The organism is Pseudomonas sp. GW821-FHT05H12 (assembly GCF_059419385.1).
In genome coordinates this window covers 75,351-97,284 of the sequence record NZ_JBWKRS010000015.1, presented here as the reverse complement: position 1 = coordinate 97,284, position 21,934 = coordinate 75,351, and the positions used below count along the sequence as shown (strand labels likewise).

General features: G+C 61.4%; 19 protein-coding genes. 15 read left to right on the top strand and 4 right to left on the bottom strand.

All coding sequences use genetic code 11. The annotated features are described in order from the left end of the window. The first annotated feature begins 172 nt into the window (after positions 1-172). The 11 genes from AC07SU_RS15400 to AC07SU_RS15350 all read left to right on the top strand — a co-directional run bounded on the left by AC07SU_RS15400 (position 173) and on the right by AC07SU_RS15350 (position 15,553). A complete protein-coding gene (locus tag AC07SU_RS15400; protein ID WP_005792512.1) occupies positions 173-661 on the top strand; it encodes an Hcp family type VI secretion system effector in 489 nt (162 codons plus the stop codon). 78 nt (positions 662-739) lie between these two features. Further along, positions 740-1,255: a type VI secretion system baseplate subunit TssE gene (gene tssE / locus AC07SU_RS15395; RefSeq protein WP_005792513.1), complete on the top strand. Its 516-nt coding sequence runs from the start codon at positions 740-742 to the stop codon at positions 1,253-1,255. Then, positions 1,252-3,111, top strand: coding sequence for a type VI secretion system baseplate subunit TssF (gene tssF, locus AC07SU_RS15390; protein ID WP_494997521.1), 1,860 nt, complete (start codon positions 1,252-1,254; stop codon positions 3,109-3,111). The genes tssE and tssF overlap by 4 nt, the downstream gene beginning before the upstream one ends. Next, positions 3,075-4,118: a type VI secretion system baseplate subunit TssG gene (gene tssG / locus AC07SU_RS15385; protein WP_494997520.1), complete on the top strand. Its 1,044-nt coding sequence runs from the start codon at positions 3,075-3,077 to the stop codon at positions 4,116-4,118. The genes tssF and tssG overlap by 37 nt, the downstream gene beginning before the upstream one ends. Further along, complete coding sequence (gene tssH / locus AC07SU_RS15380; RefSeq protein WP_494997519.1) at positions 4,111-6,774, top strand: type VI secretion system ATPase TssH; 2,664 nt, start codon at positions 4,111-4,113, stop codon at positions 6,772-6,774. The genes tssG and tssH overlap by 8 nt, the downstream gene beginning before the upstream one ends. 181 nt (positions 6,775-6,955) lie before the next feature. Then, complete coding sequence (locus tag AC07SU_RS15375; protein WP_176994485.1) at positions 6,956-8,896, top strand: type VI secretion system Vgr family protein; 1,941 nt, start codon at positions 6,956-6,958, stop codon at positions 8,894-8,896. Positions 8,897-8,911: 15 nt separating this feature from the next. After that, complete coding sequence (locus AC07SU_RS15370) at positions 8,912-9,346, top strand: DcrB-related protein (protein WP_494997518.1); 435 nt, start codon at positions 8,912-8,914, stop codon at positions 9,344-9,346. Positions 9,347-9,358: 12 nt separating this feature from the next. Next, positions 9,359-13,738 carry an RHS repeat-associated core domain-containing protein gene (locus tag AC07SU_RS15365; protein WP_494997517.1) on the top strand — a complete coding sequence of 1,460 codons (4,380 nt, stop codon included), beginning with the start codon at positions 9,359-9,361 and terminating at the stop codon, positions 13,736-13,738. A 13-nt stretch (positions 13,739-13,751) separates the two neighbouring features. Beyond that, the gene (locus tag AC07SU_RS15360) at positions 13,752-14,321 is read left to right on the top strand and encodes a hypothetical protein (RefSeq protein WP_494997516.1); all 570 of its coding nucleotides are present in this window, start codon (positions 13,752-13,754) and stop codon (positions 14,319-14,321) included. 144 nt (positions 14,322-14,465) lie between these two features. Further along, a complete protein-coding gene (locus AC07SU_RS15355) occupies positions 14,466-14,930 on the top strand; it encodes an AHH domain-containing protein (RefSeq protein ID WP_494997515.1) in 465 nt (154 codons plus the stop codon). Next, positions 14,927-15,553 (top strand): hypothetical protein, encoded by a 627-nt coding sequence (locus AC07SU_RS15350; RefSeq protein ID WP_176994489.1) that lies wholly within the window; start codon positions 14,927-14,929, stop codon positions 15,551-15,553. Before AC07SU_RS15355 ends, AC07SU_RS15350 begins: the two co-directional genes overlap by 4 nt. 113 nt (positions 15,554-15,666) lie before the next feature. Here AC07SU_RS15350 and AC07SU_RS15345 read toward each other — a convergent pair whose 3' ends face one another. From AC07SU_RS15345 to AC07SU_RS15335, 3 genes are all read right to left on the bottom strand, one after another. Beyond that, entirely contained in the window at positions 15,667-15,942 is a 276-nt protein-coding gene (locus AC07SU_RS15345) for an HU family DNA-binding protein (RefSeq protein WP_003213368.1), read from the bottom strand. A 191-nt stretch (positions 15,943-16,133) separates the two neighbouring features. Then, a complete protein-coding gene (locus AC07SU_RS15340; RefSeq protein ID WP_494997514.1) occupies positions 16,134-17,282 on the bottom strand; it encodes an NAD(P)/FAD-dependent oxidoreductase in 1,149 nt (382 codons plus the stop codon). Positions 17,283-17,318: 36 nt separating this feature from the next. Beyond that, complete coding sequence (locus tag AC07SU_RS15335) at positions 17,319-17,486, bottom strand: rubredoxin (protein ID WP_494997513.1); 168 nt, start codon at positions 17,484-17,486, stop codon at positions 17,319-17,321. Between the two features lie 196 nt (positions 17,487-17,682). Here AC07SU_RS15335 and AC07SU_RS15330 point away from each other — a divergent pair, with 196 nt between their 5' ends. Together AC07SU_RS15330 and ubiA are read left to right on the top strand one after the other, a co-directional pair. Next, positions 17,683-18,246, top strand: coding sequence for a chorismate--pyruvate lyase family protein (locus tag AC07SU_RS15330; protein WP_494997512.1), 564 nt, complete (start codon positions 17,683-17,685; stop codon positions 18,244-18,246). After that, entirely contained in the window at positions 18,246-19,136 is an 891-nt protein-coding gene (gene ubiA, locus AC07SU_RS15325; RefSeq protein WP_176994492.1) for a 4-hydroxybenzoate octaprenyltransferase, read from the top strand. The genes AC07SU_RS15330 and ubiA overlap by 1 nt, the downstream gene beginning before the upstream one ends. Before the next feature lie 100 nt (positions 19,137-19,236). On the opposite strand, the gene AC07SU_RS15320 is transcribed toward ubiA, so the two are convergent. Further along, entirely contained in the window at positions 19,237-19,617 is a 381-nt protein-coding gene (locus AC07SU_RS15320) for a COG4315 family predicted lipoprotein (RefSeq protein ID WP_176994493.1), read from the bottom strand. Positions 19,618-19,770: 153 nt separating this feature from the next. Between AC07SU_RS15320 and phoB the strand changes: the two genes are divergently transcribed. Beyond that, complete coding sequence (phoB, locus tag AC07SU_RS15315) at positions 19,771-20,460, top strand: phosphate regulon transcriptional regulator PhoB (protein WP_003195617.1); 690 nt, start codon at positions 19,771-19,773, stop codon at positions 20,458-20,460. Positions 20,461-20,542: 82 nt separating this feature from the next. After that, positions 20,543-21,829 carry a phosphate regulon sensor histidine kinase PhoR gene (phoR, locus tag AC07SU_RS15310; protein WP_494997542.1) on the top strand — a complete coding sequence of 429 codons (1,287 nt, stop codon included), beginning with the start codon at positions 20,543-20,545 and terminating at the stop codon, positions 21,827-21,829. The last annotated feature ends 105 nt before the right edge of the window (positions 21,830-21,934 follow it).

Here is a 21,934-nt window from a genome sequence, read left to right as displayed (position 1 = left end):
GTAGCTGTTGAACCGGCTCTTCTGTGGGAGCCGGGCTTGCCCGCGATGCAGGCGGCGCGGTCCGGCAGGCAGACCGCGGTGATGCAATCGCAGGCAAGCCAGCTCCCACAGAAGAGCAAAGCCCCATTGGGCTTAACCAAATTTCGTGGCCTGGGCCACACAGGGAGAAAACATGGCTGTTGATATTTTCATCAAGATCGGCGACATCAAGGGCGAGTCCATGGACAAGGCCCACAAGGACGAAATCGACGTGCTGAACTGGAGCTGGGGCATGGCCCAGTCCGGCAACATGCACGTGGGCGGTGGCGGCGGCGCGGGCAAGGTGAATATCCAGGACCTGTCGCTGACCAAGTACGTCGACAAAGCCTCGCCGAACCTGATGATGCACTGCGCCAGCGGCAAACACATCGACAAGGTCAAGCTGACCGTGCGCAAGGCCGGTGGCGAAAGCCAGGTCGAGTACATGGTGATCAACCTGGAAGAAGTGCTGGTGACCTCGCTGAGCACTGGCGGTTCGGGCACCGATGACCGCCTGACCGAGAACGTCACCCTGAACTTCGCCCAAGTGATGGTCGACTACCAGCCGCAGAAAGCCGACGGCACCAAAGACGGCGGTGCGATCAAGTTTGGCTGGAACATCCGTTCCAACACCAAACGCTGATAGCCCTTGTGGCCGTGGCTTCGCGCCACGGCCACAGCCCGATTGTCCCTCTCACACCCCGTCCGTGGAGCCGCTTTGGTGGTCACTGAAATCGCTTCCCGCGACCGTCTGCAACCGTCCCTGCTGGACCGGTTGACCGACGACGACCCGACCAATCCCAAGGAAAGCGCCGACAAACGCGTGCTGTCCCTGACCCAATTGAAAGCCTCGGTGCTGCGTGACCTGGCGTGGCTGCTCAACACCACGTCGTTGCTCGATGCCGATGCGACGCTGCACACCCCGGCCGGTACGTCGGTGGTCAATTACGGCCTGCCGGCGCTGGCGGGCAACAGTGTTTCCAGCGTGGACATCAAGGCCCTGGAGGCGTTGATCTACCAGGCCATCGCCACCTTTGAGCCGCGTATTCTGCGCCACACCCTGCGCGTCAAAGCCCGCGTCGGCCATGGCGAGATGAACCACAATGCGCTGAGTTTCGAGATCGAAGGCGACCTGTGGGCACAGCCGGTGCCGTTGCGCCTGTTGCTGCAAACCGACCTGGACCTGGAGTCCGGCCACGTGCGCGTGGTCAATGCCGACCAGCGGAGACGCCCATGAACCCGCGCCTGCTGGAGCTGTACAACCAGGAACTGCATCACGTGCGCGAAAGCGCCGCCGAGTTCGCCAAGGAATACCCGAAGATCGCCAGTCGGCTGACCCTGTCCGGCATGGACTGCGCCGACCCGTACGTTGAGCGCTTGCTCGAAGGTTTTGCCTACCTCACCGCCCGCGTGCAGCTCAAGCTCGACGCCGAGTACCCGACCTTCACCCACAACCTGCTGGAAATTGCCTACCCGCATTACCTGGCGCCGACGCCGTCGATGACCGTGGTGCAATTGCAGACCGACCCGGACGAAGGCTCCCTGGCCAGCGGTTTCCCGCTGCCCCGCGACAGCGTATTGCGGGCCGCGTTGGGCCGCGAAACCCAGACCTGCTGCGAGTACCGCACCGCCCAACCGGTGACGTTGTGGCCGTTGCAAGTGGCCAATGCCGAGTACTTCGGCAACCCTGCCGCCGTGCTCGGGCGTTTGGCCGCCAGTGAGCCGAAAGCCAAGGCCGGCTTGCGCCTGACCCTGCGCACGGGCGCCGAATTGCCGTTCAACAGCCTCGACCTCGACAGCCTGCCGCTGTACCTCAGCGGCGCCGACGAGCAGCCGTTCCGCCTGTACGAACAATTGCTGGGCAATGCCTGCGCGGTGTTCGCACGCAAACCGGGCGGCGATTGGGTCGAGCGCCTGCCGCAAGATGCGCTGCGCTCCCGTGGCTTCGACGATGCCGACGCGGCCATGCCCGTTGTCGCACGTGCCTTCCAGGGCTATCGCCTGTTGCAGGAATACTTCGCCCTGCCCCACCGTTTTCTGTTCGTCGAGTTCGCCGAACTGAGCCGTGCGGTCAAGCGCTGCGACGGCCAGGAGCTGGAGCTGATCGTGCTGTTCGACCGCCATGAGCCGAGCCTGGAAGGCAGCGTCGGCGCGGCGCAGTTCCTGCCGTTCTGCACGCCGGCGATCAACCTGTTTCCCAAGCGGGTGGACCGCATCCACCTGTCTGACCGGGTCAACGAACACCACGTGATCGCCGACCGCACACGCCCCATGGATTTCGAGATTCACTCGTTGAGCGGCATGACTGGCCACGGCACCGGGCCGGAGCAGCCATTCCTGCCGTTCTACGCGGTGCGCGATCCGTCGCGGTACGGTCGCGACCAGGCCTACTACACCGTGCGCCGTGAGCCGCGTGTGCTGTCCAGCGACCAGCGTCGCAACGGCCCGCGCTCCACCTACGTGGGCAGCGAGACCTTCGTCAGCCTGGTTGACAGCAAGCAAGCGCCTTACGGCCACGACCTGCGCCAGCTCGGCGTGACCGCGCTGTGCACCAACCGCGACCTGCCCCTGTTCATGAGCGTGGGCAATGGCAAGACCGACTTCACCCTGGCCGACAGCGCGCCGGTATTGGCCGTGCGCTGCGTGACCGGTCCGAGTCGTCCACGCGCCAGCCATGCCCATGACGCCAAGGCCTGGCGCCTGATCAGCCAACTCTCGCTCAACTATTTGTCGTTGAGCGAACAAGGCCAGGGCGCCGGCGCCTTGCGCGAACTGCTGCGCCTGTACGGCGACAGCAACGACGCTGCCCTGCAGTTGCAGATCGAAGGCCTGCGTGAAGTCAGCAGCAAGGCCGTAACCCGGCGCCTGCCCATGCCCGGCCCGATCGTGTTTGGCCGTGGCCTGGAAATCACCTTGGAATTCGATGAAAACGCGTTTCGCGGCACCGGCGTGTTCCTGCTCGGTGCCGTGCTGGAACGTTTCCTGGCGCGCTACGTGTCGATCAACAGCTTTACCGAGACGGTGATCCGTACCACCGAACGCGGCGAGATCATGCGATGGAAAGCCAAGCCCGGACGGCGTCCGACCCTGTGAACACACTGGATGCGATGCATCAGGAACCCTGGGAATACGATTTCTTCCAGGCGCTGCGCCGTATCGAGTGCGAATCGCCGGAGCTGCCGCGCCTGGGCCATTCTCTGCGCCTGGCCGATGACCCGTTGCGCCTGGGCCAACAGGCCGATTGCACCTTTGCCCCGGCCACCCTGGCGTCGGTCGACCCCGGTGGTGACGGCAAGCCGGCGCGGCTGGAGCAGTTCTTCTTCGGCCTTGGCGGCCCCAACGGCCCGCTGCCGCTGCACATCACCGAGTACGTGCGCGAGCGCCAGCGCAACAACGCCGACAGCACCAGCAAACAGTTTTTGGATGTGTTCCACCATCGCCTGCTCAGCCTGTTCTACCGGGCCTGGGCCGAGGCGCGGCCGACGGTCAGCCACGACCGCCCGGACGACGACTACTGGTCGGCACGCCTCGCCGCCCTGAGCGGTCGCGGCATGCCGAGCCTGCTCAAGCAGGGGCTCATCCCGGACACCGCGAAGCTGCATTACAGCGGCCACCTGTCGGCGCAAACCCGCTACCCGGATGGCCTGAAGGCCATTCTCGGTGAGTACTTTGGGCTGCCGGTGGAGATCGAAGAGTACGTCGGCCAATGGCTCGAATTGCCCGAGCGTAGCCGCGTCAGCGTGAGCGCCAACCGCTTGGGCGTGGACTTTTGCCTGGGCAGCTTCGTGTGGGACCGCCAGCACAAATTCCGCATCCGCCTCGGCCCGCTCAAGCTTGATGACTACATGAGCATGCTGCCCGGCCAGCAGCCGTTCAACGAGCTGGTGGCGTGGGTGGCCGAGTACCTGGGCCATGAACTGGACTGGGACCTGAACCTGGTCCTGCAACAGCCCGAAGTCCCGGCGCTGCAACTCAACGGCCAGTTTCGCCTGGGCTTCAACACCTGGCTCGGCCAACCCGAGCGAGACGCCAACGACCTAATCCTGGCCCGGCATTACGCCGATCAGGCCACCACCTCAAGGAATCCAGAGCATGGGTGAAATCAGTCGCGCCGCACTGTTCGGCAAACTCAACAGCGTGGCCTACAAGGCCATCGAAGCCGCCACCGTATTCTGCAAACTGCGGGGCAACCCGTACGTAGAACTGGCCCACTGGTTTCACCAGTTGCTGCAACTGCAGGACTCGGACCTGCACCGCATCATCCGCCAGTTCAACGTGGAGCCGGCGCGCCTGGCCCGTGACCTGACCGAAGCCCTGGACCGCCTGCCGCGTGGCTCGACCTCGATCACCGACCTGTCCTCCCATGTGGAAGAAGCCGTGGAACGCGGCTGGGTGTACGGCAGCCTGATGTTTGGCGAAAGCCAGGTGCGCACCGGCTACCTGGTGCTCGGCATCCTCAAGACGCCAAGCCTGCGCCATGCGCTGTTGGGTCTGTCTTCGGAGTTCGACAAGATCAAGGCCGAAGCCCTGAGCGAACGCTTTGACGAATACGTCGGCGACTCGCCGGAGAACGCGTTGAGTGCCAGCGATGGGTTCAACGCCGGCGCCGTACCGGGCGAAGCCAGCGGGGCCATGGCGCCGAGCGCGATGGGCAAGCAGGAAGCCCTCAAGCGCTTCACCGTGGATCTGACCGAACAGGCGCGCAGCGGCAAGCTCGACCCCATCGTGGGCCGTGACGAAGAGATCCGCCAACTGGTGGATATCCTCATGCGCCGTCGCCAGAACAACCCGATCCTCACCGGTGAAGCCGGTGTGGGCAAGACCGCCGTGGTCGAAGGTTTCGCCCTGCGCATCGTCGCCGGTGACGTGCCGCCGGCGCTCAAGGACGTGGAGCTGCGCAGCCTGGACGTGGGCCTGTTGCAGGCCGGCGCCAGCATGAAGGGCGAGTTCGAACAGCGCCTGCGCCAGGTCATCGAAGACGTGCAGGCGTCGCCCAAGCCGATCATCCTGTTCATCGACGAAGCGCATACGCTGGTGGGTGCCGGCGGCGCTGCGGGCACGGGCGATGCGGCCAACCTGCTCAAGCCAGCCCTGGCACGCGGCACCTTGCGCACCGTGGCGGCGACCACCTGGGCCGAGTACAAGAAGCACATCGAGAAAGACCCGGCCCTGACCCGCCGCTTCCAGGTGGTACAAGTGGCCGAGCCGTCGGAAGACAAGGCGCTGCTGATGATGCGCGGCGTGGCCTCGACCATGGAAAAACACCATCAGGTGCAGATCCTTGACGAAGCCCTGGAAGCCTCGGTGAAGCTGTCTCACCGCTACATCCCGGCGCGTCAGTTGCCGGACAAATCCGTGAGCCTGCTGGACACCGCCTGCGCCCGCGTCGCCATCAGCCTGCACGCGGTACCGGCCGAAGTGGACGACAGCCGCCGCCGCATCGAGGCGCTGGAAACCGAGCTGCAAATCATCGCCCGCGAGCATGCCATCGGTATTGCGATTGGCGCGCGCCAGACCAACACCGAAGCGCTGTTGAGCGCTGAGCGTGAGCGCCTGGCGACCCTGGAAAGCCGCTGGGCTGAAGAGAAAACACTGGTCGACGAACTGCTCGCCACCCGCGCGACCTTGCGCGAAACCGCAGGCGTGGTCGATAGCGGCAACGATGAACTGCGTGCCCAACTGGTTGACCTGCAACAGCGCCTCAGCGCCCTGCAAGGCGAAACCCCGCTGATCCTGCCGACCGTGGATTACCAGGCCGTGGCCTCGGTGGTCGCTGACTGGACCGGCATCCCGGTGGGCCGCATGGCGCGCAACGAACTGGAGACGGTGCTCAACCTCGACCAGCACCTGAAAAAACGCATCATCGGCCAGGACCATGCCCTGCAGATGATCGCCAAGCGCATCCAGACCTCCCGCGCCGGCCTCGACAACCCGAGCAAGCCGATTGGCGTGTTCATGCTGGCCGGCACCTCCGGCGTGGGCAAGACCGAAACCGCCCTGGCCCTGGCCGAAGCCATGTACGGCGGCGAGCAGAACGTGATCACCATCAACATGAGCGAGTTCCAGGAAGCTCACACGGTGTCGACCCTCAAGGGCGCGCCACCGGGTTACATCGGCTATGGCGAAGGCGGAGTGCTGACCGAAGCCGTGCGCCGTAAACCCTACAGCGTGGTGCTGCTGGACGAGGTGGAAAAAGCCCACCCGGACGTGCATGAGATCTTCTTCCAGGTGTTCGACAAGGGCGTGATGGAAGACGGCGAGGGCCGGGTGATCGACTTCAAGAACACCCTGATCCTGCTGACCACCAACGCCGGTACCGAACTGATTTCCCACGTGTGCAAAGACCCGGCGAACGTGCCGGAGCCGGAAGAGATCGCCAAGGCGCTGCGCCAGCCGCTGCTGGAAATCTTCCCGCCGGCCTTGCTCGGCCGCTTGGTGACTATTCCGTACTACCCGCTCAGCGACGAGATGCTTAAGGCGATCACCCGCCTGCAGCTCAACCGCATCAAGAAGCGCGTGGAGAGTACGCACAAGGTGGCCTTCGATTACGACGACGCGGTGGTCGACCTGATCGTCTCGCGTTGCACCGAAACCGAAAGCGGTGGGCGCATGATCGACACCATCCTCACCAACAGCCTGCTGCCGGATATGAGCCGTGAGTTCCTCACGCGCATGCTGGAAGGCAAGGCGTTGGCGGGGGTGCGGATCAGCAGCCGGGATAATGAATTGCACTACGACTTCAGCGACGCCAACTGACGCAACACCATTAAAACTGTAGGAGCCGGCTTGTGTGGGAGCTGGCTTGCCTGCGATAGCATCACCAAGGTGTGACTGACACACCGAGGTGCATGCATCGCGGGCAAGCCCCGCTCCCACACAAGCCAGCGCCTACAGGGGTTCGGTTTCGTCAGGTACATCGACATTTACGGGTTAACCGATGCTATTCAACCAAGCCTCACGCCTGGCCAAAGTCACCAGCCCCCTCGGGCCGGATGTGCTGCTGCTCAATGAAATGGGCGGCGGTGAAGAGCTGGGCAGGCTGTTCAACTATGAGCTGCAACTGACGTCCCTGGACGCCAACATCGACCTTAACCAATTGCTCGGCAAACCCATGAGCGTGGGCCTGCAATTGGCGGATGGCGGTGAGCGGCACTTCCACGGCATCGTCGCGCGCTGCAGCCAGAACATCGACCAGGGCCAGTTCGCCAGCTACCAGGTGACGCTACGTCCGTGGCTGTGGCTGTTGAGCCGTACCTCCGATTGCCGGATCTTCCAGAACCTGAGCATCCCGCAGATCATCAAGCAGGTGTTCCGCGATCTGGGGTTTTCCGACTTTGAGGACGCCCTGAGCCGGCCGTACCGCGAGTGGGAATACTGCGTGCAGTACCGCGAGACCAGCTTCGATTTCGTCAGCCGCCTGATGGAACAGGAAGGGATCTACTACTTCTTCCGCCATGAGCAGGACCGCCATGTGCTGGTGCTGGCCGATGCCTACGGGGCCCACACCACGGTGCCGGGCTACGCGTCGATCCCGTACTACCCCAAGGACGAGCAGCAGCGCGAACGCGACCATATGCACAACTGGCACCTGGCGCACGAAGTGCAGCCGGGTTCGCTGGAGCTCAACGACTACGATTTCCAACGCCCCAGCGCCAGCATCGACGTGCGCTCGGCCATGCCGCGCCCGCACACCGCCGGCGACTATCCGCTGTACGACTACCCCGGCACCTACGTGCAGAGCGAAGACGGCGAACACTACGCACGCACCCGCATCGAAGCCCTGCAAACCCTGCATGAACAAATCGAGTTCAGCGGCAATGCGCGGGGCCTGGGCTCCGGCCATCTGTTCAGCCTCACCGGCTTCAGCCGCCAGGACCAGAACCGCGAATACCTGATCGTCGGATGCCGCTACTACATCGTGCAGGAAAGCCTGGAAAGCGGCGGCGGCTCGGGTTCGGCACAGTTTGAAAGCAGCCTCACCTGTATCGACGCCCAACAGAGCTTCCGCCCGCTGGCCAACACGCATCGGCCTATCGTCAAGGGCCCGCAAACCGCCTTGGTGGTGGGCCCCAAGGGCGAGGAAATCTGGACCGACCAGTACGGCCGCGTGAAGGTGCATTTCTATTGGGACCGCCATGACCAATCCAACGAAAACAGCTCGTGCTGGATTCGTGTGTCGCAGTCCTGGGCCGGCAAGAACTGGGGCTCGATGCAGATCCCACGGATCGGCCAGGAAGTGATTGTGAGCTTCCTTGAGGGTGACCCCGACCGGCCGATCATCACCGGCCGCGTCTACAACGCCGAACAGACCGTGCCCTACGATCTGCCGGAAAACGCGACCCAGAGCGGCATGAAAAGCCGTTCGAGCAAAGGCGGCACGCCAGCCAACTTCAATGAAATCCGCATGGAGGACAAGAAGGGCCTGGAGCAGCTGTATATCCACGCCGAGCGGAATCAGGACATTGTGGTGGAGGTGGATGAGAGCCATTCGGTGGGGCATGACCGCAACAAGAGCATCGGCCACAACGAGACGGTGACCATCGGCAACAACCGCCTGCGCATCGTCAAGCAGGAAGACATCCTCTCGGTGGGCCAGAGGAAGACCGACAGCATCAGCCAGAGCTATGTCATCGAAGTCGGCGAAAATCTGCGCCTGGTCTGCGGCGAAAGCATTCTGGAGTTGAACGCCAGCGGGCAGATCAACCTCACCGGCGTGCAGATCAGCTTCTATGCCAGCGGCGATGCCGAGTTCAACACGGGTGGCGTACTGCACCTGAACAACGGCGGCGGCCCCGGTGCCACGCCCGATGGCCAGGGCCAGAAAGGCGCCATCGACGCCAATATCAAAGCCGCGTTCCCCGCGCCTAAAAGCTCCTGACGAGACCTGTTTGCCATGACGTACCGCATCAACGAATTCCAGTTTCAACTGCCGACCAGTGAGCTGCAGGACGCCTCGATCAATATCCTCAAGTTCCCTGAACTGGGGACTTCACTGATCGTCAGCCGCAGCCTGCTCGCCGAGGGTGAAACCCTGCACAGCAACTTCAATGACCAACTCCAGCGCCTGGAAAAACAGGTGCAGGATTTACGCTATCAACCCGGTGTCGACGTGCGTTTGGGCGCGGCCCAAGAGGTGGAAGGCATTGAGCTGCGCAGCCAATTCAACAAGGGCAATGACAAGGTGTTCCAGTATCAACTGGCACTGGTGCTACCGGGTACGCGCAAGATGCTCGCCTTGAGTTACGTGAAGGCCGACAAGCTTGGGGATGCCGAGGCGGCGCACTGGGCGTTGATCAAAAACTCGCTGTCGTTCGACGCTGTTTCCTGATGAGCTGCCTGCATGTCTGACGCGTTATGGGCAGCCCGTATGGGCGATGCGCTCTCCCACACCTCGATGATGGCCGACATTCTCGGCGGTGTGCTGGAGGTCGCGGCCAACATCGCGATCACGGCCGTGGCCACGGCTGCCGTGGTCGCGGCCACCGGGATTACCGTGGCCACCGGCGGGCTCGGCTGCTTCCTGCTGGGGGCCGTGGTGGGCACGATCGTCGGCCTGGCCATGAGCAAGACAGGGGCGGACAAAGGCCTGACGAATTTATGCGATAGCTTCAGCAACGCGCTATTCCCGCCCACGGTGCAGGCGAACATTCTCACCGGTTCCACCGACACCCTCACCAACAACCTTCCCGCGGCCCGCGCAGCCGGTGCGATCAGCTCCCATGTCGCGCCAGCGGGCACCGAGCTGGAAGCACCCGCGCCAGAACCCAGCTACCTGGACATGGCCGAGAGCTTCTTCTCGCAGATGTGGCGCCCTACCGTCGCGACGCCTGCGCCAGGTGCAGTGCCCAAGCCGCTGGACCTGGTCACGTGCATGAAGCACCCGCCGATGCCGCCGCAGTTTCTGGCCGAGGGCTCGGACAAGGTCACGGTCAACGGCCAGCCCGCCGTGCGCAGCGGCGACCGCAGCACGTGCGATGCGACGGTGGTGTCGTCCGGGCTGGTTTCTTCCAACGTGACCATCGGTGGCGGTTCGGTGGTGGTGCGTGAGATCCGCAGTGGCAAGACCCCGGGCGTCGGCCTGGCGGTCACGGCGCTGTTGATGCTCAAGGGTGGCAAGGGCAAGTTCTTCAGCAAGTTGCCGTGCATGTTGATCGGCGGGGCCACGTCGATGGCGGTCAGCAGCGCGATGGGGGCCGTGGCGAACGCAGCGATGGGTTCATCGAATCCGGTGCATGCGGCCACGGGCGCGAAGGTGCTGGGCAATGCCGAGGAACTGGATTTTGTGCTGCCCGGCATCCTGCCGATCGACTGGCAGCGCTTCTACAACAGCCGCGATGAGCGCCCGCGCGGAATGTTGGGCGCAGGCTGGAGCGTCCCATATGAAGTGTGCGTCGAGATCCTGCCCCATTCAGAGGGCGGTGAAACGCTGATTTATACCGATGAGCAAGGTCGGCCTATCGACATGGGCTCGATTCCCTTGGGCGGCGCGGTATTCAGCGCCGGTGAAGGGCTCGCGGTGCGGCGTCACCTCAATGGGCAGTTGCTAATCGAGAGCGATGACGGCCTGTATCGCTTGCTTGAACCCTCCGCCAACCCGTCGCTGCTGCGCCTTACTCAATTGGGCGACCGAAACGACAACCGCATCTATATCGATTATGACGAAGCCGGGTACATGGTGCGGCTACGCGACACATTCGACCTGGTGCAGGTTGAGTTGATCCGTGATCAGGGCCAGTTGGCGCGCATCGAACGTCTGTACCCTGATCAGCGCCGAGAAGTGCTGGTCAGCTATGGCTTCGACGCGCAGGGCAGCCTGGCTGAAGTGCGCGATGCGACGGGCCAGGTTCAGCGTCGTTTTGCCTACGACAGCGGTCGCAGGATGGTGGAGCATCAACTGCCGACCGGGCTTCGTTGCTTCTACGAATGGTCTTTGGTTGAAGGTTTGGAATGGCGCGTGGTACGGCACTGGACCGATGAGGGCGACGCTTACCAGTTCGACTATGACTTGCAGGTCGGTATCACCCGTATTACCGACGGCTTGCAACGCGTCAGTACCCGGCATTGGAACACCCAACACCAGATCATTCGTTACAGCGACAACCTTGACCACACCTGGCTGTTCGAATGGAACGACGAGCGCCAGTTGCTCAGCGCCACCGACCCGCTGGGCGGGCGCTTTGAATACAGCTACGACGAGGCCGGCAACCTGATCGGCGAAACCGACCCGCTGGGTCGCAGCGATTCGACGCTGTGGTTGGAACATTGGGCCTTGCCCCTGGTGGAAACCGACGCCGCCGAAAACAGCTGGCAATATCGCTATGACTCACGCGGCAACTGCATCGCCGAAACCGATCCACTGGGCTACGTCACGCGCTATCGTTATGACGCCCACGGCCAGCCCGTGGAAATTATTGACGCCACTGGCAAAAGCAAAAAGCTGCGCTGGAACCCGTTCGGACAACTGGTCGAGCACATCGACTGCTCAGGTTACCCGATGCGATTCAGCTACGACGAGCGCGGCTATCTGCAGGTCATTACCGATGCCCTGGGTGAGCGTACCCAATTCAGCTATGACGCCCAGGGCCGTCTGCTCACCACCCAATTGCCGGACGGCCGTACCGAGCAGTACCAGCGCGCGGTCAGCGGCCAATTGGTGGGCTACACCGACCCGGCCGGGCATACGACGCTCTATCAACATAATCGCCGTGGCCTAGTCAGCCAGCGCATCGACGCCCATGGCCGGCAGGTGCAGTTCGGCTATGACAGCTATGGACGGCTGCAAGCGCTGATCAACGAAAACGACGAGCGTTATCGTTTTGCCTGGGATGCTGGCGACCGTCTGGTTGAACAGCAGGACCTCGACGGCAGCGTCAAGCACTACAGCTATGACCCGCTGGATAACGTCACGGCGGTGACTGCCGTGCCGGCGCCTTACGGAAACGGTCTGGCCCTGGTGCCCGAAACGCCGCCCGCGCCTATCGTCCATCGATTGGAACGCGATGCAGTGGGCCGGCTGATTGCCAAGACCACCGACGATGGCCGCACCGACTACAGCTACGACGCAGTGGACCAGCTCACGGCTGTCACCTTCACCGATTCGCAGGGCAACGTCCAAACCCTGGGCTTTGCCTACGATGCCCTCGGCCAACTGCTTTGCGAGCAGAGTTCGGCGGGCAACCTGCAACACCACTACGACGAACTCGGCAACCTGATCCAGACCCAACTGCCGGACGGCCGCTGGCTCAATCGCCTGTATTACGGCAGCGGCCATCTGCACCAGATCAACCTCGACGGCCAGGTCGTCAGCGACTTTGAGCGTGACCGCCTGCACCGCGAAGTACTGCGCACCCAGGGCCAACTCACCACCCGCAGCGAATACGACCGTAGTGGCCGCCTGCGTTCGCGCCAACGCCGCTTGGCAAGTCAGCCATCGTTGATGCCGGCGGCTGCGCAAAAGCAGTTCGAATACGATCCCGCCGACAACCTGATCGGCAAACTCGACCAACAACCCGCCGCACAGCACCGCCAACTGCTGCACTACGACGCCACCGGCCGCATCATCGCCAGCCAGGACAGCCTGCACGGCCAGCGCGAAACCTTCGCCTACGACGCCGCCGCCAACCTGCTGGACGGCCCGCAGGCGGGTGCCGGGTTGGTGGTGCATAACAAGTTGCTGACCTATCAGGACAAGCGTTATTGCTACGATGCGTTTGGGCGGATGATCGAAAAACGCAGCGCCAAACGGGGCGTGCAGCGGTTTGCCTACGATGCTGAAAGCCGCTTGATTGAAGTGCGTAACGATGACGGCAGCGTCGTGCGAATGGCCTACGACCCGCTGGGCCGACGCATCGAAAAAACCCAGCATGGCAGTGACGGGTATCCGCTGGGAGGAACGCAGTTTGTGTGGGATGGACTGCGGTTGTTGCAGGAGCATAAACACAGCCAGACCAGCCTCTTTGTTTACGACGATGACGGCTATGAACTGCTGGCCCGCGTCGATGGCATGGGCCCGTTGCAGAAGATTCGTTACTACCACAACGATCTAAATGGGTTGCCGGAACAACTGACCGAGGCCGATGGGCACAGCGTCTGGCAGGCGACTTACCGGGTGTGGGGCAACACGCTGGAGGAGGTGCGCGAGCCTTATTACATTGAAGAGCAGAATCTGCGGTTCCAGGGGCAGTATCTGGATCGGGAGACGGGGCTGCATTTCAATACGTTCAGGTTTTATGATCCGGATGTGGGGCGGTTTACGACGCCGGATCCGATTGGGTTGCTGGGTGGCCTGAACCTCTACTCGTACGGTGCAAACCCTATTACCTGGCTGGATCCACTAGGCTGGACCCCAACGCCCCTAAACAAACCTGGTTTCTATGTTTACGGGCTCTACGCCCCCGGTGCTAAAACGCCTTACTACATCGGTCACACCGAGCAGGATCCTGCGGCGCGTGAAAGTCAGCACGACAGGTCCACGCGGCTTGGAAAAGGAGAGCTGCGTGTGTTGAAAGGTCAGGACGGCAAGATGACTTACTCTCAAGCCAAAGGTTACGAACAGGCCTACCGAGAGAAATACAAAACAAAAGGCAAATTCCCCGGCAACGTCATCGAACCCATCAATAAAAGCCGCACTGATGCACGGGGCAAAAGTCACTATAAAAACTACAGGGCTGCGGCCAAAGCGCTGGGCATCAAGCCGAGCAAAATCAAATCTTGTACCTAAAAGAGGCTGCTGTATGAAAACCCTCAAGGCACCCAAGCCGGGTGATCTTTTCTACATCCCAGCCCTCAACGCTTCAGATGAGCCTGGCTTTGTGATTGCACGCTATATCGAGATGATTCCTCCTGCGCTGGGACATCTGATTGAGGTTTTTGAGAAATTCTATACACAAATCCCAACCTCGATCAGCGAGGTGGACACCTCAAAACGTTTGTTTCGACCGATTTTCTGCAGCATGCGTTTTTCAGATCTCCCTCGCTGGAAGATTCTTTTCAGTGACCCCGACTACACAAAATCCACCTCTGGTTATGACAGAATTCAATTCGCGTTTGAGTCAGAAATCTGGACCGGCGGCGTAAGCAAGCCCGCATCTGAGGAACAGTTGGTAAATATTGAACCCTCAATTTGCTGGCGTATGCATCACATAATTTTCAGAGTAATTGCCCATCTGCGTGGAGCGCTAAAAGAGGACGAGGTCATGGACTATGAGCACACACCCGACGACTTACGCATTGATAGCGTTACCGCTTCAGAGCGCGTAAACAAGGCAGTCCGGCATACGCAAGAATTGTTTGACTCCAAATAAAAATAGACCGCTTACTCAACGATAAAGGCGATGGCGATAAAGGGGACGGGTCTATTTACTCCAAACAGGGACTATAAATAAATCTGACCCCTTTATCTTTATGACCCCGATATCGGCAGATTCACTACAGAAGACCCGGTTGGATTGCTGGGCGGCATTAACCTCTATCAGTACGCCACCAACCCTCTGGGCTGGAGTGACCCACTGGGCTGGTGCTCGACGAAGCTAGGCAAGAACATGGGGGCTCGCAAAGGTGACGGTATGGCCAACCATCACCTGATACCCGAGGAGCTGATCAAACACAAAGAGTTCGGCAAAATGTTCTCCAGGCTGAAAAAGATAGGTTGGGACCCGGATGGCGCCTCCAACGGTGCTTTCCTGCCAGGATCAAAAGACCTTGCCGCCAAAACGCAGCTTCCTGGACATTGGTCGAACCATAACAAGTACACCGATGCTGTCAGGGACAGGCTCAGGGGCTTGAACAAACAACAATCCGGGTTATCTGATATGGACCTCGCACTGGAAGTCTCGAACATCCAAAAATGGGCGAGCGGCGGGCTGCAGAATGGCCTCTTCAAAACTGATGCAGTTACAGGACGACTTTTATGACCGGCGCCAGCGCTGATTTTTTCATCGTGAACTACCACACCAACGGGGCGGATGCGCCCAGCTTCTTTGAGTCGGACTGGACTCCTGGCGTCCCGGAGTTTCATTACCCTTCAGAAACACCGGATGAGAGTCAGTTTGCTAGCGCTTATAAAGTCAAAGCCAAGATCAAGGAGTTGAAAGCGGACCTCATGATTGAGGAGTTACTGGCGACAGATGCCGTCTTGAACATCTGCGCAACGCTCGAAATTCCTCATATCACGCGTCAGGTCGAGATAGAGTTAAAAGGAAAAAAAACACCTGAAAAACGCTACAACCTTTTCGTTCCGACCGCCCGACTCAGCCTGCTTGATCTTGAGCATTCGGTATTCACCATCGACCGCGACAAATACACCGGCAAACTCAAGACACCAGAAGAAAGTGATGTACCCGCTATCGTTTTTGAGTCCATCGAATCATTCAAGATAAAACCAGGCATTCATCAACACCTGTTTCTATGCACGGATATTAACGAAACGGTCTGTTCGGCTGAGTTCAAGGCGATGTTCGAATCCAAGGCGCTCTTTGGGCTAGCGTTCACACCGTTGGATGCCACTTATAAATTTGATCCTTGGGGGGAGTTGTAACCGGGAGGTTACTACTGGCCTGACATTCTCCAGCCTACAAAAAATGGGCACCCGACCCAGTCGGCGTGCCCATTCTTTTTACCGCCCCGCCTCCCTTCGAGACGGTGTCGCTGTTACGGGTTAACGCTGTCTTTGAGCGACTTGCCCGGCTTGAACGCAACGGTGTTGCTGGCCTTGATCTTCACAGGCTCACCGGTTTGCGGGTTTTTGCCGGTGCGGGCGCCACGGTGGCGTTGCAGGAAGGTGCCGAAGCCAACCAGGGTGACGCTGTCCTTGCGATGCAGGGCGCCGGTGATTTCTTCGAGAACGGCGTTGAGTACGCGGTTGGCCTGTTCTTTGGTGAGATCTGCTTTTTCAGCAATGGCGGCTGCGAGTTCTGGTTTACGCATAAGTGAAGCCTCTTTGACGGTTTTTTGTTGTTATGTCCGTGCTGCTCTCTGCTGGAGCAGCGCCCAAGGCGCCGCAGGCTCTACTCTGCGGCAGACGGGAGTGAGGATGGCATGCCCTCGCACGCTCCGCCAGTCTCGCGGCGACCTTTCTAGGGGTAAGACCGTGCTGATTCCGACAGAACGACAGGTATTTACGCCAGCAACGGCGGAAGTTCTTTGTTCAGGGCCAGTTTTTCCATGACGGCGGTGCCGGTCAGCGCGTAACCCAACAGGCGCCCGCCTGCGTCGCGGCACAGGGCCTTGATGTCGGCGCCCTGGCCTTCAACGCTCCATACACCTTCGGTACCCCGTGGTGGTGGCGAAACCACCAGCGGGCACACCGGTGTCTTCACGGTCACCGGCATCGGCCCGTAGCTGACGGCCGTGGCGTTGCCGGCCAGGGTCTGGGCCAGGGCTCGGGCGCAGCTCATCAGCGGCATCACGTACAGCAGGTTCAGGCCGTCGACCTCGGCGCAATCGCCCAGGGCGTAGATATTGGCGTGGGAGGTCTTGAGATGACGGTCTACCGTGATCCCACGATTGGTTTGCAGGCCGGCAGCGGCCGCCAAGTCGACCCGTGGGCGCAGGCCGATGGCCGAGACGACCAGGTCGCAATGCACCACTTCACCGTCGGACAGGTGCGCTTCCAGGCCGTCCGCCGTGCGCTGCAAGCGGTTGAGCACAGGCCCGAGGTGGAAGCGCGCGCCGAGGCCTTCGAGCCCGGCCTGCACGGCAGCGGCGGCCGCCGGGTGCAGCAGGGTCGGCATGACTTGCTCGCAGGGCGCCACCAGATCGATTTCGTAGCCGCCGAGGATCAGGTCATTGGCAAACTCGCAGCCGATCAGGCCGGCGCCGAGCAGCAACACGCGGCGTTTGCCCGCAGCCGCCGCGCGAAAACGCGCATAGTCTTCGAGGTCATTGATGGGGAAAATCAGCTCAGCTGCATCACCTTCCACCGGTACACGCACGGTTTCGGCGCCCCAGGCCAGGATCAGGTCGCGGTAAGCCACCGCTTCCTCACCGATCCACAAGCGCTTGTGGCCAGGGTCGATGCCGCTGACACGGGTGTGGGTGCGCACTTCGGCCTTGAGTTGCTCGGCCATCGCGCCGGGTTCAGCCATACTCAGGCCATCGGCTTCCTTGTTCTTGCCAAAGCCGGTGGAGAGCATGGGCTTGGAGTAGGAGCGCCCGTCATCCGCGGTGATCAGCAGCAATGGGGTCTCGCTGTCGAGCTTGCGAAACTCCCGGGCCACGTTGTAACCGGCCAATCCTGTGCCGATGATCACGACAGGTGCGTTCATTCCTTTCTCCTTGTAGTACGGTTCTTTAAATTCAGATCAGCCGATTTCGATCATTTCGAAATCCATCTTGCCCACGCCGCAGTCCGGGCACAGCCAGTCTTCCGGGACGTCTTCCCAACGGGTGCCAGGCGGGATTCCGTCATCTGGCCAACCGTCTTTCTCGTCATAGATCAGGCCGCAGACTACACATTGCCACTTCTTCATTTACTTGCTTCCTCAGGGTCCAGGCATCTTGGCCGACGGTCGATAGACCAACGTTGCCGTGCGGCTCAGGGCGTTTTGTACTGATCGGGGCCGGCAGATGCAAGCATGATCGACGCATGGAGCCGGTTCAGCCCGGCAAAAGATCAAGCCGCCATGGTAAGCTCGCCGCCTCTTTTGCTGCCAATACTGACTCACCGTGCCGCACTCAATCGCCCGTCCCGATGCTTGCCAATGGCTGACCCAGAGCCTTCTGAGCCCCTTGCCCACGCCCCTGACCCTCAATTGGCTGTTCAACGAAGACTCGCTGACGCGACGGCTGACGTGGCTGTCCAACGACGGTTTCAGCGTGACGCCGCTGTTCGAAGGCTGGCAGCCGCTGCGCGATGACGAGTGCGCGGCCCTGGGCCTGCCTGCGGCCACCCTTGGCTGGGTGCGCGAGGTGTATCTGCGTGGGCATGGCCAGCCATGGGTGTTCGCCCGTAGCGTGGCCTCACGCGGTGCCTTGCAAGGTGACGGCCTGCACATGGATGAACTGGGCAGCCGCTCCCTGGGCGAGCTGCTGTTTTGCGATCAGGCGTTCACCCGCCAAGCCATTGAAGTGTGCCATTACCCAAGGGACTGGCTGCCTGCGGCGGACAAGGCTGAGGGGTTGTGGGGGCGCCGTTCGCGCTTCGACCGTGGGGCGCTGAGTGTGCTGGTGGCGGAAATCTTCTTGCCGAGTTTCTGGCACGCGCTGCACGACCACCCGGAGAACTGCTGATGTATCAACGTGTGCTCAAGTCCTTGAACCACCTGAACCCCAGGGCCTGGGACTTCATTCAGCTGACCCGCATGGACAAGCCGATCGGCATCTACCTGCTGCTGTGGCCGACATTGTGGGCACTGTGGATTGCCGGCAAGGGCTCGCCTTCCCTGATCAACATCGTGATTTTCGTACTGGGCGTGGTGCTGACCCGCGCCGGTGGTTGCGTGATCAATGACTGGGCCGACCGCAAGGTCGATGGCCATGTAAAGCGCACCGAGCAACGCCCGCTGGTCAGCGGCAAGATCAGCTCAAAAGAGGCGCTGGTGTTTTTTGCAGTGCTGATGGGCATCAGTTTCCTGCTGGTATTGCTGACCAACGCCACCACCATCCTGCTGTCCCTGGGCGGCCTGGCCCTGGCGGCGAGCTACCCGTTCATGAAGCGCTACACCTATTACCCGCAAGTGGTGCTGGGGGCAGCGTTTTCCTGGGGCATGCCGATGGCGTTCACCGCAGAAACCGGCCACCTGCCGGCCACGGCGTGGCTGCTCTATATTGCCAACCTGCTGTGGACGGTGGGCTACGACACCTATTACGCGATGACTGACCGTGACGACGACTTGAAGATCGGTGTGAAATCCACCGCCATTCTGTTCGGCGATGCCGACCGCGTGATCATCCTCACCCTGCAAGGCCTTTCTCTGGTGTGCCTGTTACTGGCGGGGGCACGGTTCGAACTGGGAGGCTGGTTCCATTTGGGACTGTTGGCCGCAGCGGGCTGTTTTGCCTGGGAGTTCTGGTACACCCGGGACAAGGACCGCTTGAAGTGCTTCAAGGCGTTCCTGCATAACCATTGGGCTGGGTTGGCGATCTTTGTCGGGATTGTGGCGGACTACGCGTTTCGCTGAAGTTTCGTAGCGGCTGGGCTGGCGCCTTCGCGGGCAAGCCCGCTCCCACATTTGGAATGCATTCCGCTGTAGGAGCCGGCTTGCCGGCGATAGCGGTGTATCAAGGTTTGGCGACTTTCCAGGCGCCGTCCATTTTGCCGTCACCGGTCATGTCCCCGGCCTTCTTGTCCATCACGAAGGTGTAGAGCGGCTTGCCATCATAGGCCCATTGGCTTTTCTGATCATCGCGGGTGATCACCGTCCATTTGCCTGAAGACTTGTCAGTCGAGGCGGCCGTCAACGGTGGCCAGTTGGTCGCGCACTTGTCGTTGCACACCGACTTGCCGTCAGCATCCTTGGCGAAGGTATAGAGCGTCATGCCCTTGTGATCCACCAGCATCCCGTCTTTCGTCATCGCGGGGTCCGCCGCGAAGGCCAGTGTCGGCAGCGTCAACGCCGCCGTGACCAGCAGGGCTTTCCAGGAAACACTGTTGATAGCCATCGGAACCTTCCTTTTGTGGTTGTAAGGATTCGGACCCAAAGCGTAGTCCAGAGAGGCGCGAATTGCCCAAGCGACTAAATTACTGTCACACGACTGCAATAATTCCGTTATCTAATGCGGCGCAAGACAGTTAAATGACAAGAGGATTTAGGCATGGTTGGCAGGAGCATTCTGATCGTTGACGACGAAGCGCCCATTCGCGAGATGATCGCCGTTGCGTTGGAAATGGCCGGCTATGACTGCCTGGAGGCGGAGAACTCCCAGCAGGCCCATGCCATTATCGTCGACCGCAAGCCGGACCTGATCCTGCTGGACTGGATGCTGCCCGGCACCTCCGGCATCGAGCTGGCCCGTCGCCTCAAGCGTGACGAGCTGACCGGGGACATCCCGATCATCATGCTCACCGCCAAGGGTGAAGAGGACAACAAGATCCAGGGCCTGGAAGTGGGCGCCGATGACTACATCACCAAACCTTTTTCCCCACGTGAGCTGGTCGCGCGTCTGAAGGCCGTATTGCGCCGCGCTGGCCCGACCGACGGTGAAGCACCGATCGAAGTCGACGGCCTGATCCTGGACCCGATCAGCCACCGCGTGACCATCGACGGCAAGCCGGCCGAGATGGGCCCGACCGAATACCGCCTGCTGCAATTTTTCATGACCCACCAGGAACGCGCCTACACCCGTGGCCAACTGCTGGACCAGGTCTGGGGCGGCAACGTGTACGTGGAAGAACGCACCGTGGACGTGCACATCCGTCGCCTGCGCAAAGCCTTGGGCGATGCCTACGAGAATCTGGTACAAACCGTGCGCGGCACTGGCTATCGCTTTTCCACCAAAGGCTGAGCCAGCCCCTTTCCTTCCTTAACAGCTGACAAGGACGCATGTTTAAGTGAACCAGAACTGGCATGGCACCCTGATCCGCCACATGCTTCTGTTGATCACCGGCTGCCTGTTGGTGGGCCTGGTCAGCGGTTATTACGGCTGGAGCCTGGCCGTCGGTATCGGCCTGTACCTGGGCTGGACCCTCAAGCAACTGTTGCGCCTGCATGAATGGCTGCGCCAGCACAAACCCGATGAAGCACCACCCGACGGCTACGGCCTGTGGGGCGAGGTGTTCGACAGCATCTACCACCTGCAACGCCGCGACCAACGGGTCCGCGGGCGCCTGCAAGCGGTGATCGACCGCGTGCAAGAGTCCACTGCCGCGCTCAAAGACGCGGTGATCATGCTCGACAGCGACGGCAACCTGGAATGGTGGAACCGCGCCGCCGAGACCTTGCTGGGCCTCAAGACACCCCAGGACAGCGGCCAACCGGTGACCAACCTGGTGCGCCACCCGCGCTTCAAGGAGTACTTCGAACAGGAGAACTACGAAGAAGCCCTGGAAATCCCCTCGCCCACCAACGACCGCGTGCGCATCCAGCTGTACCTGACGCGCTACGGCAACAATGAACACTTGATGCTGGTGCGCGATGTCACCCGTATCCATCAGCTTGAACAGATGCGCAAAGACTTCGTTGCCAACGTCTCCCACGAACTGCGCACGCCCTTGACGGTGATCTGCGGTTACCTGGAGACGCTGCTGGACAACGTCGACGAGATCAACCCGCGCTGGAGCCGTGCCCTGCAGCAGATGCAGCAGCAAGGTTCACGCATGCAGACCCTGCTCAACGACCTGCTGTTGCTGGCCAAGCTGGAGGCCACCGATTACCCGTCGGACAACCACCCCGTGGCCGTGCAAAGCCTGTTGCAGACCATCAAGAACGACGCCCAGGCCCTTTCCGGCCAGCGCGGACAACAGATCACCCTGGAGGCCGACCCGGCCGTGCTGCTCAAAGGCAGTGAAGGCGAGTTGCGCAGCGCTTTTTCCAACCTGGTGTTCAACGCCGTGAAATACACCCAGGACAAGGGCAATATCCGCATCCGCTGGTGGGCCGACGAGCACGGCGCGCACCTCAGCGTGCAGGATTCGGGTATCGGCATCGACGCCAAGCACCTGCCGCGCCTGACCGAGCGTTTCTACCGTGTGGACTCCAGCCGCAACTCCAACACCGGCGGCACCGGGCTCGGCCTGGCCATCGTCAAGCACGTGTTGCTGCGCCACCGTGCCCGCCTGGAAATCAGCAGCGTGCTGGGGCATGGCAGTACCTTTACCTGCCACTTTCCACCGGTGCAGATGACCCGTTCGCGGCTGGTCGGGAATGATGAATAACCCGAACACAACACTGAACCACGTGTGGGAGCTGGGGTGGGGGGGGGGGGGGGGGGGGGGGGGGGGGGGGGGGGGGGGGGGGGGGGGGGGGGGGGGGGGGGGGAG

Coding starts and splice junctions, on each gene's coding strand:
- AC07SU_RS15400 (WP_005792512.1), top strand. CDS start 173: ATGGCTGTTGATATTTTCATCAAGATCGGCGACATCAAGGGCGAGTCC.
- tssF (WP_494997521.1), top strand. CDS start 1,252: ATGAACCCGCGCCTGCTGGAGCTGTACAACCAGGAACTGCATCACGTG.
- tssG (WP_494997520.1), top strand. CDS start 3,075: ATGGAAAGCCAAGCCCGGACGGCGTCCGACCCTGTGAACACACTGGAT.
- tssH (WP_494997519.1), top strand. CDS start 4,111: ATGGGTGAAATCAGTCGCGCCGCACTGTTCGGCAAACTCAACAGCGTG.
- AC07SU_RS15375 (WP_176994485.1), top strand. CDS start 6,956: ATGCTATTCAACCAAGCCTCACGCCTGGCCAAAGTCACCAGCCCCCTC.
- AC07SU_RS15370 (WP_494997518.1), top strand. CDS start 8,912: ATGACGTACCGCATCAACGAATTCCAGTTTCAACTGCCGACCAGTGAG.
- AC07SU_RS15365 (WP_494997517.1), top strand. CDS start 9,359: ATGTCTGACGCGTTATGGGCAGCCCGTATGGGCGATGCGCTCTCCCAC.
- AC07SU_RS15360 (WP_494997516.1), top strand. CDS start 13,752: ATGAAAACCCTCAAGGCACCCAAGCCGGGTGATCTTTTCTACATCCCA.
- AC07SU_RS15350 (WP_176994489.1), top strand. CDS start 14,927: ATGACCGGCGCCAGCGCTGATTTTTTCATCGTGAACTACCACACCAAC.
- AC07SU_RS15345 (WP_003213368.1), bottom strand. CDS start 15,942: ATGCGTAAACCAGAACTCGCAGCCGCCATTGCTGAAAAAGCAGATCTC.
- AC07SU_RS15340 (WP_494997514.1), bottom strand. CDS start 17,282: ATGAACGCACCTGTCGTGATCATCGGCACAGGATTGGCCGGTTACAAC.
- AC07SU_RS15335 (WP_494997513.1), bottom strand. CDS start 17,486: ATGAAGAAGTGGCAATGTGTAGTCTGCGGCCTGATCTATGACGAGAAA.
- ubiA (WP_176994492.1), top strand. CDS start 18,246: ATGTATCAACGTGTGCTCAAGTCCTTGAACCACCTGAACCCCAGGGCC.
- AC07SU_RS15320 (WP_176994493.1), bottom strand. CDS start 19,617: ATGGCTATCAACAGTGTTTCCTGGAAAGCCCTGCTGGTCACGGCGGCG.
- phoB (WP_003195617.1), top strand. CDS start 19,771: ATGGTTGGCAGGAGCATTCTGATCGTTGACGACGAAGCGCCCATTCGC.
- phoR (WP_494997542.1), top strand. CDS start 20,543: ATGCTTCTGTTGATCACCGGCTGCCTGTTGGTGGGCCTGGTCAGCGGT.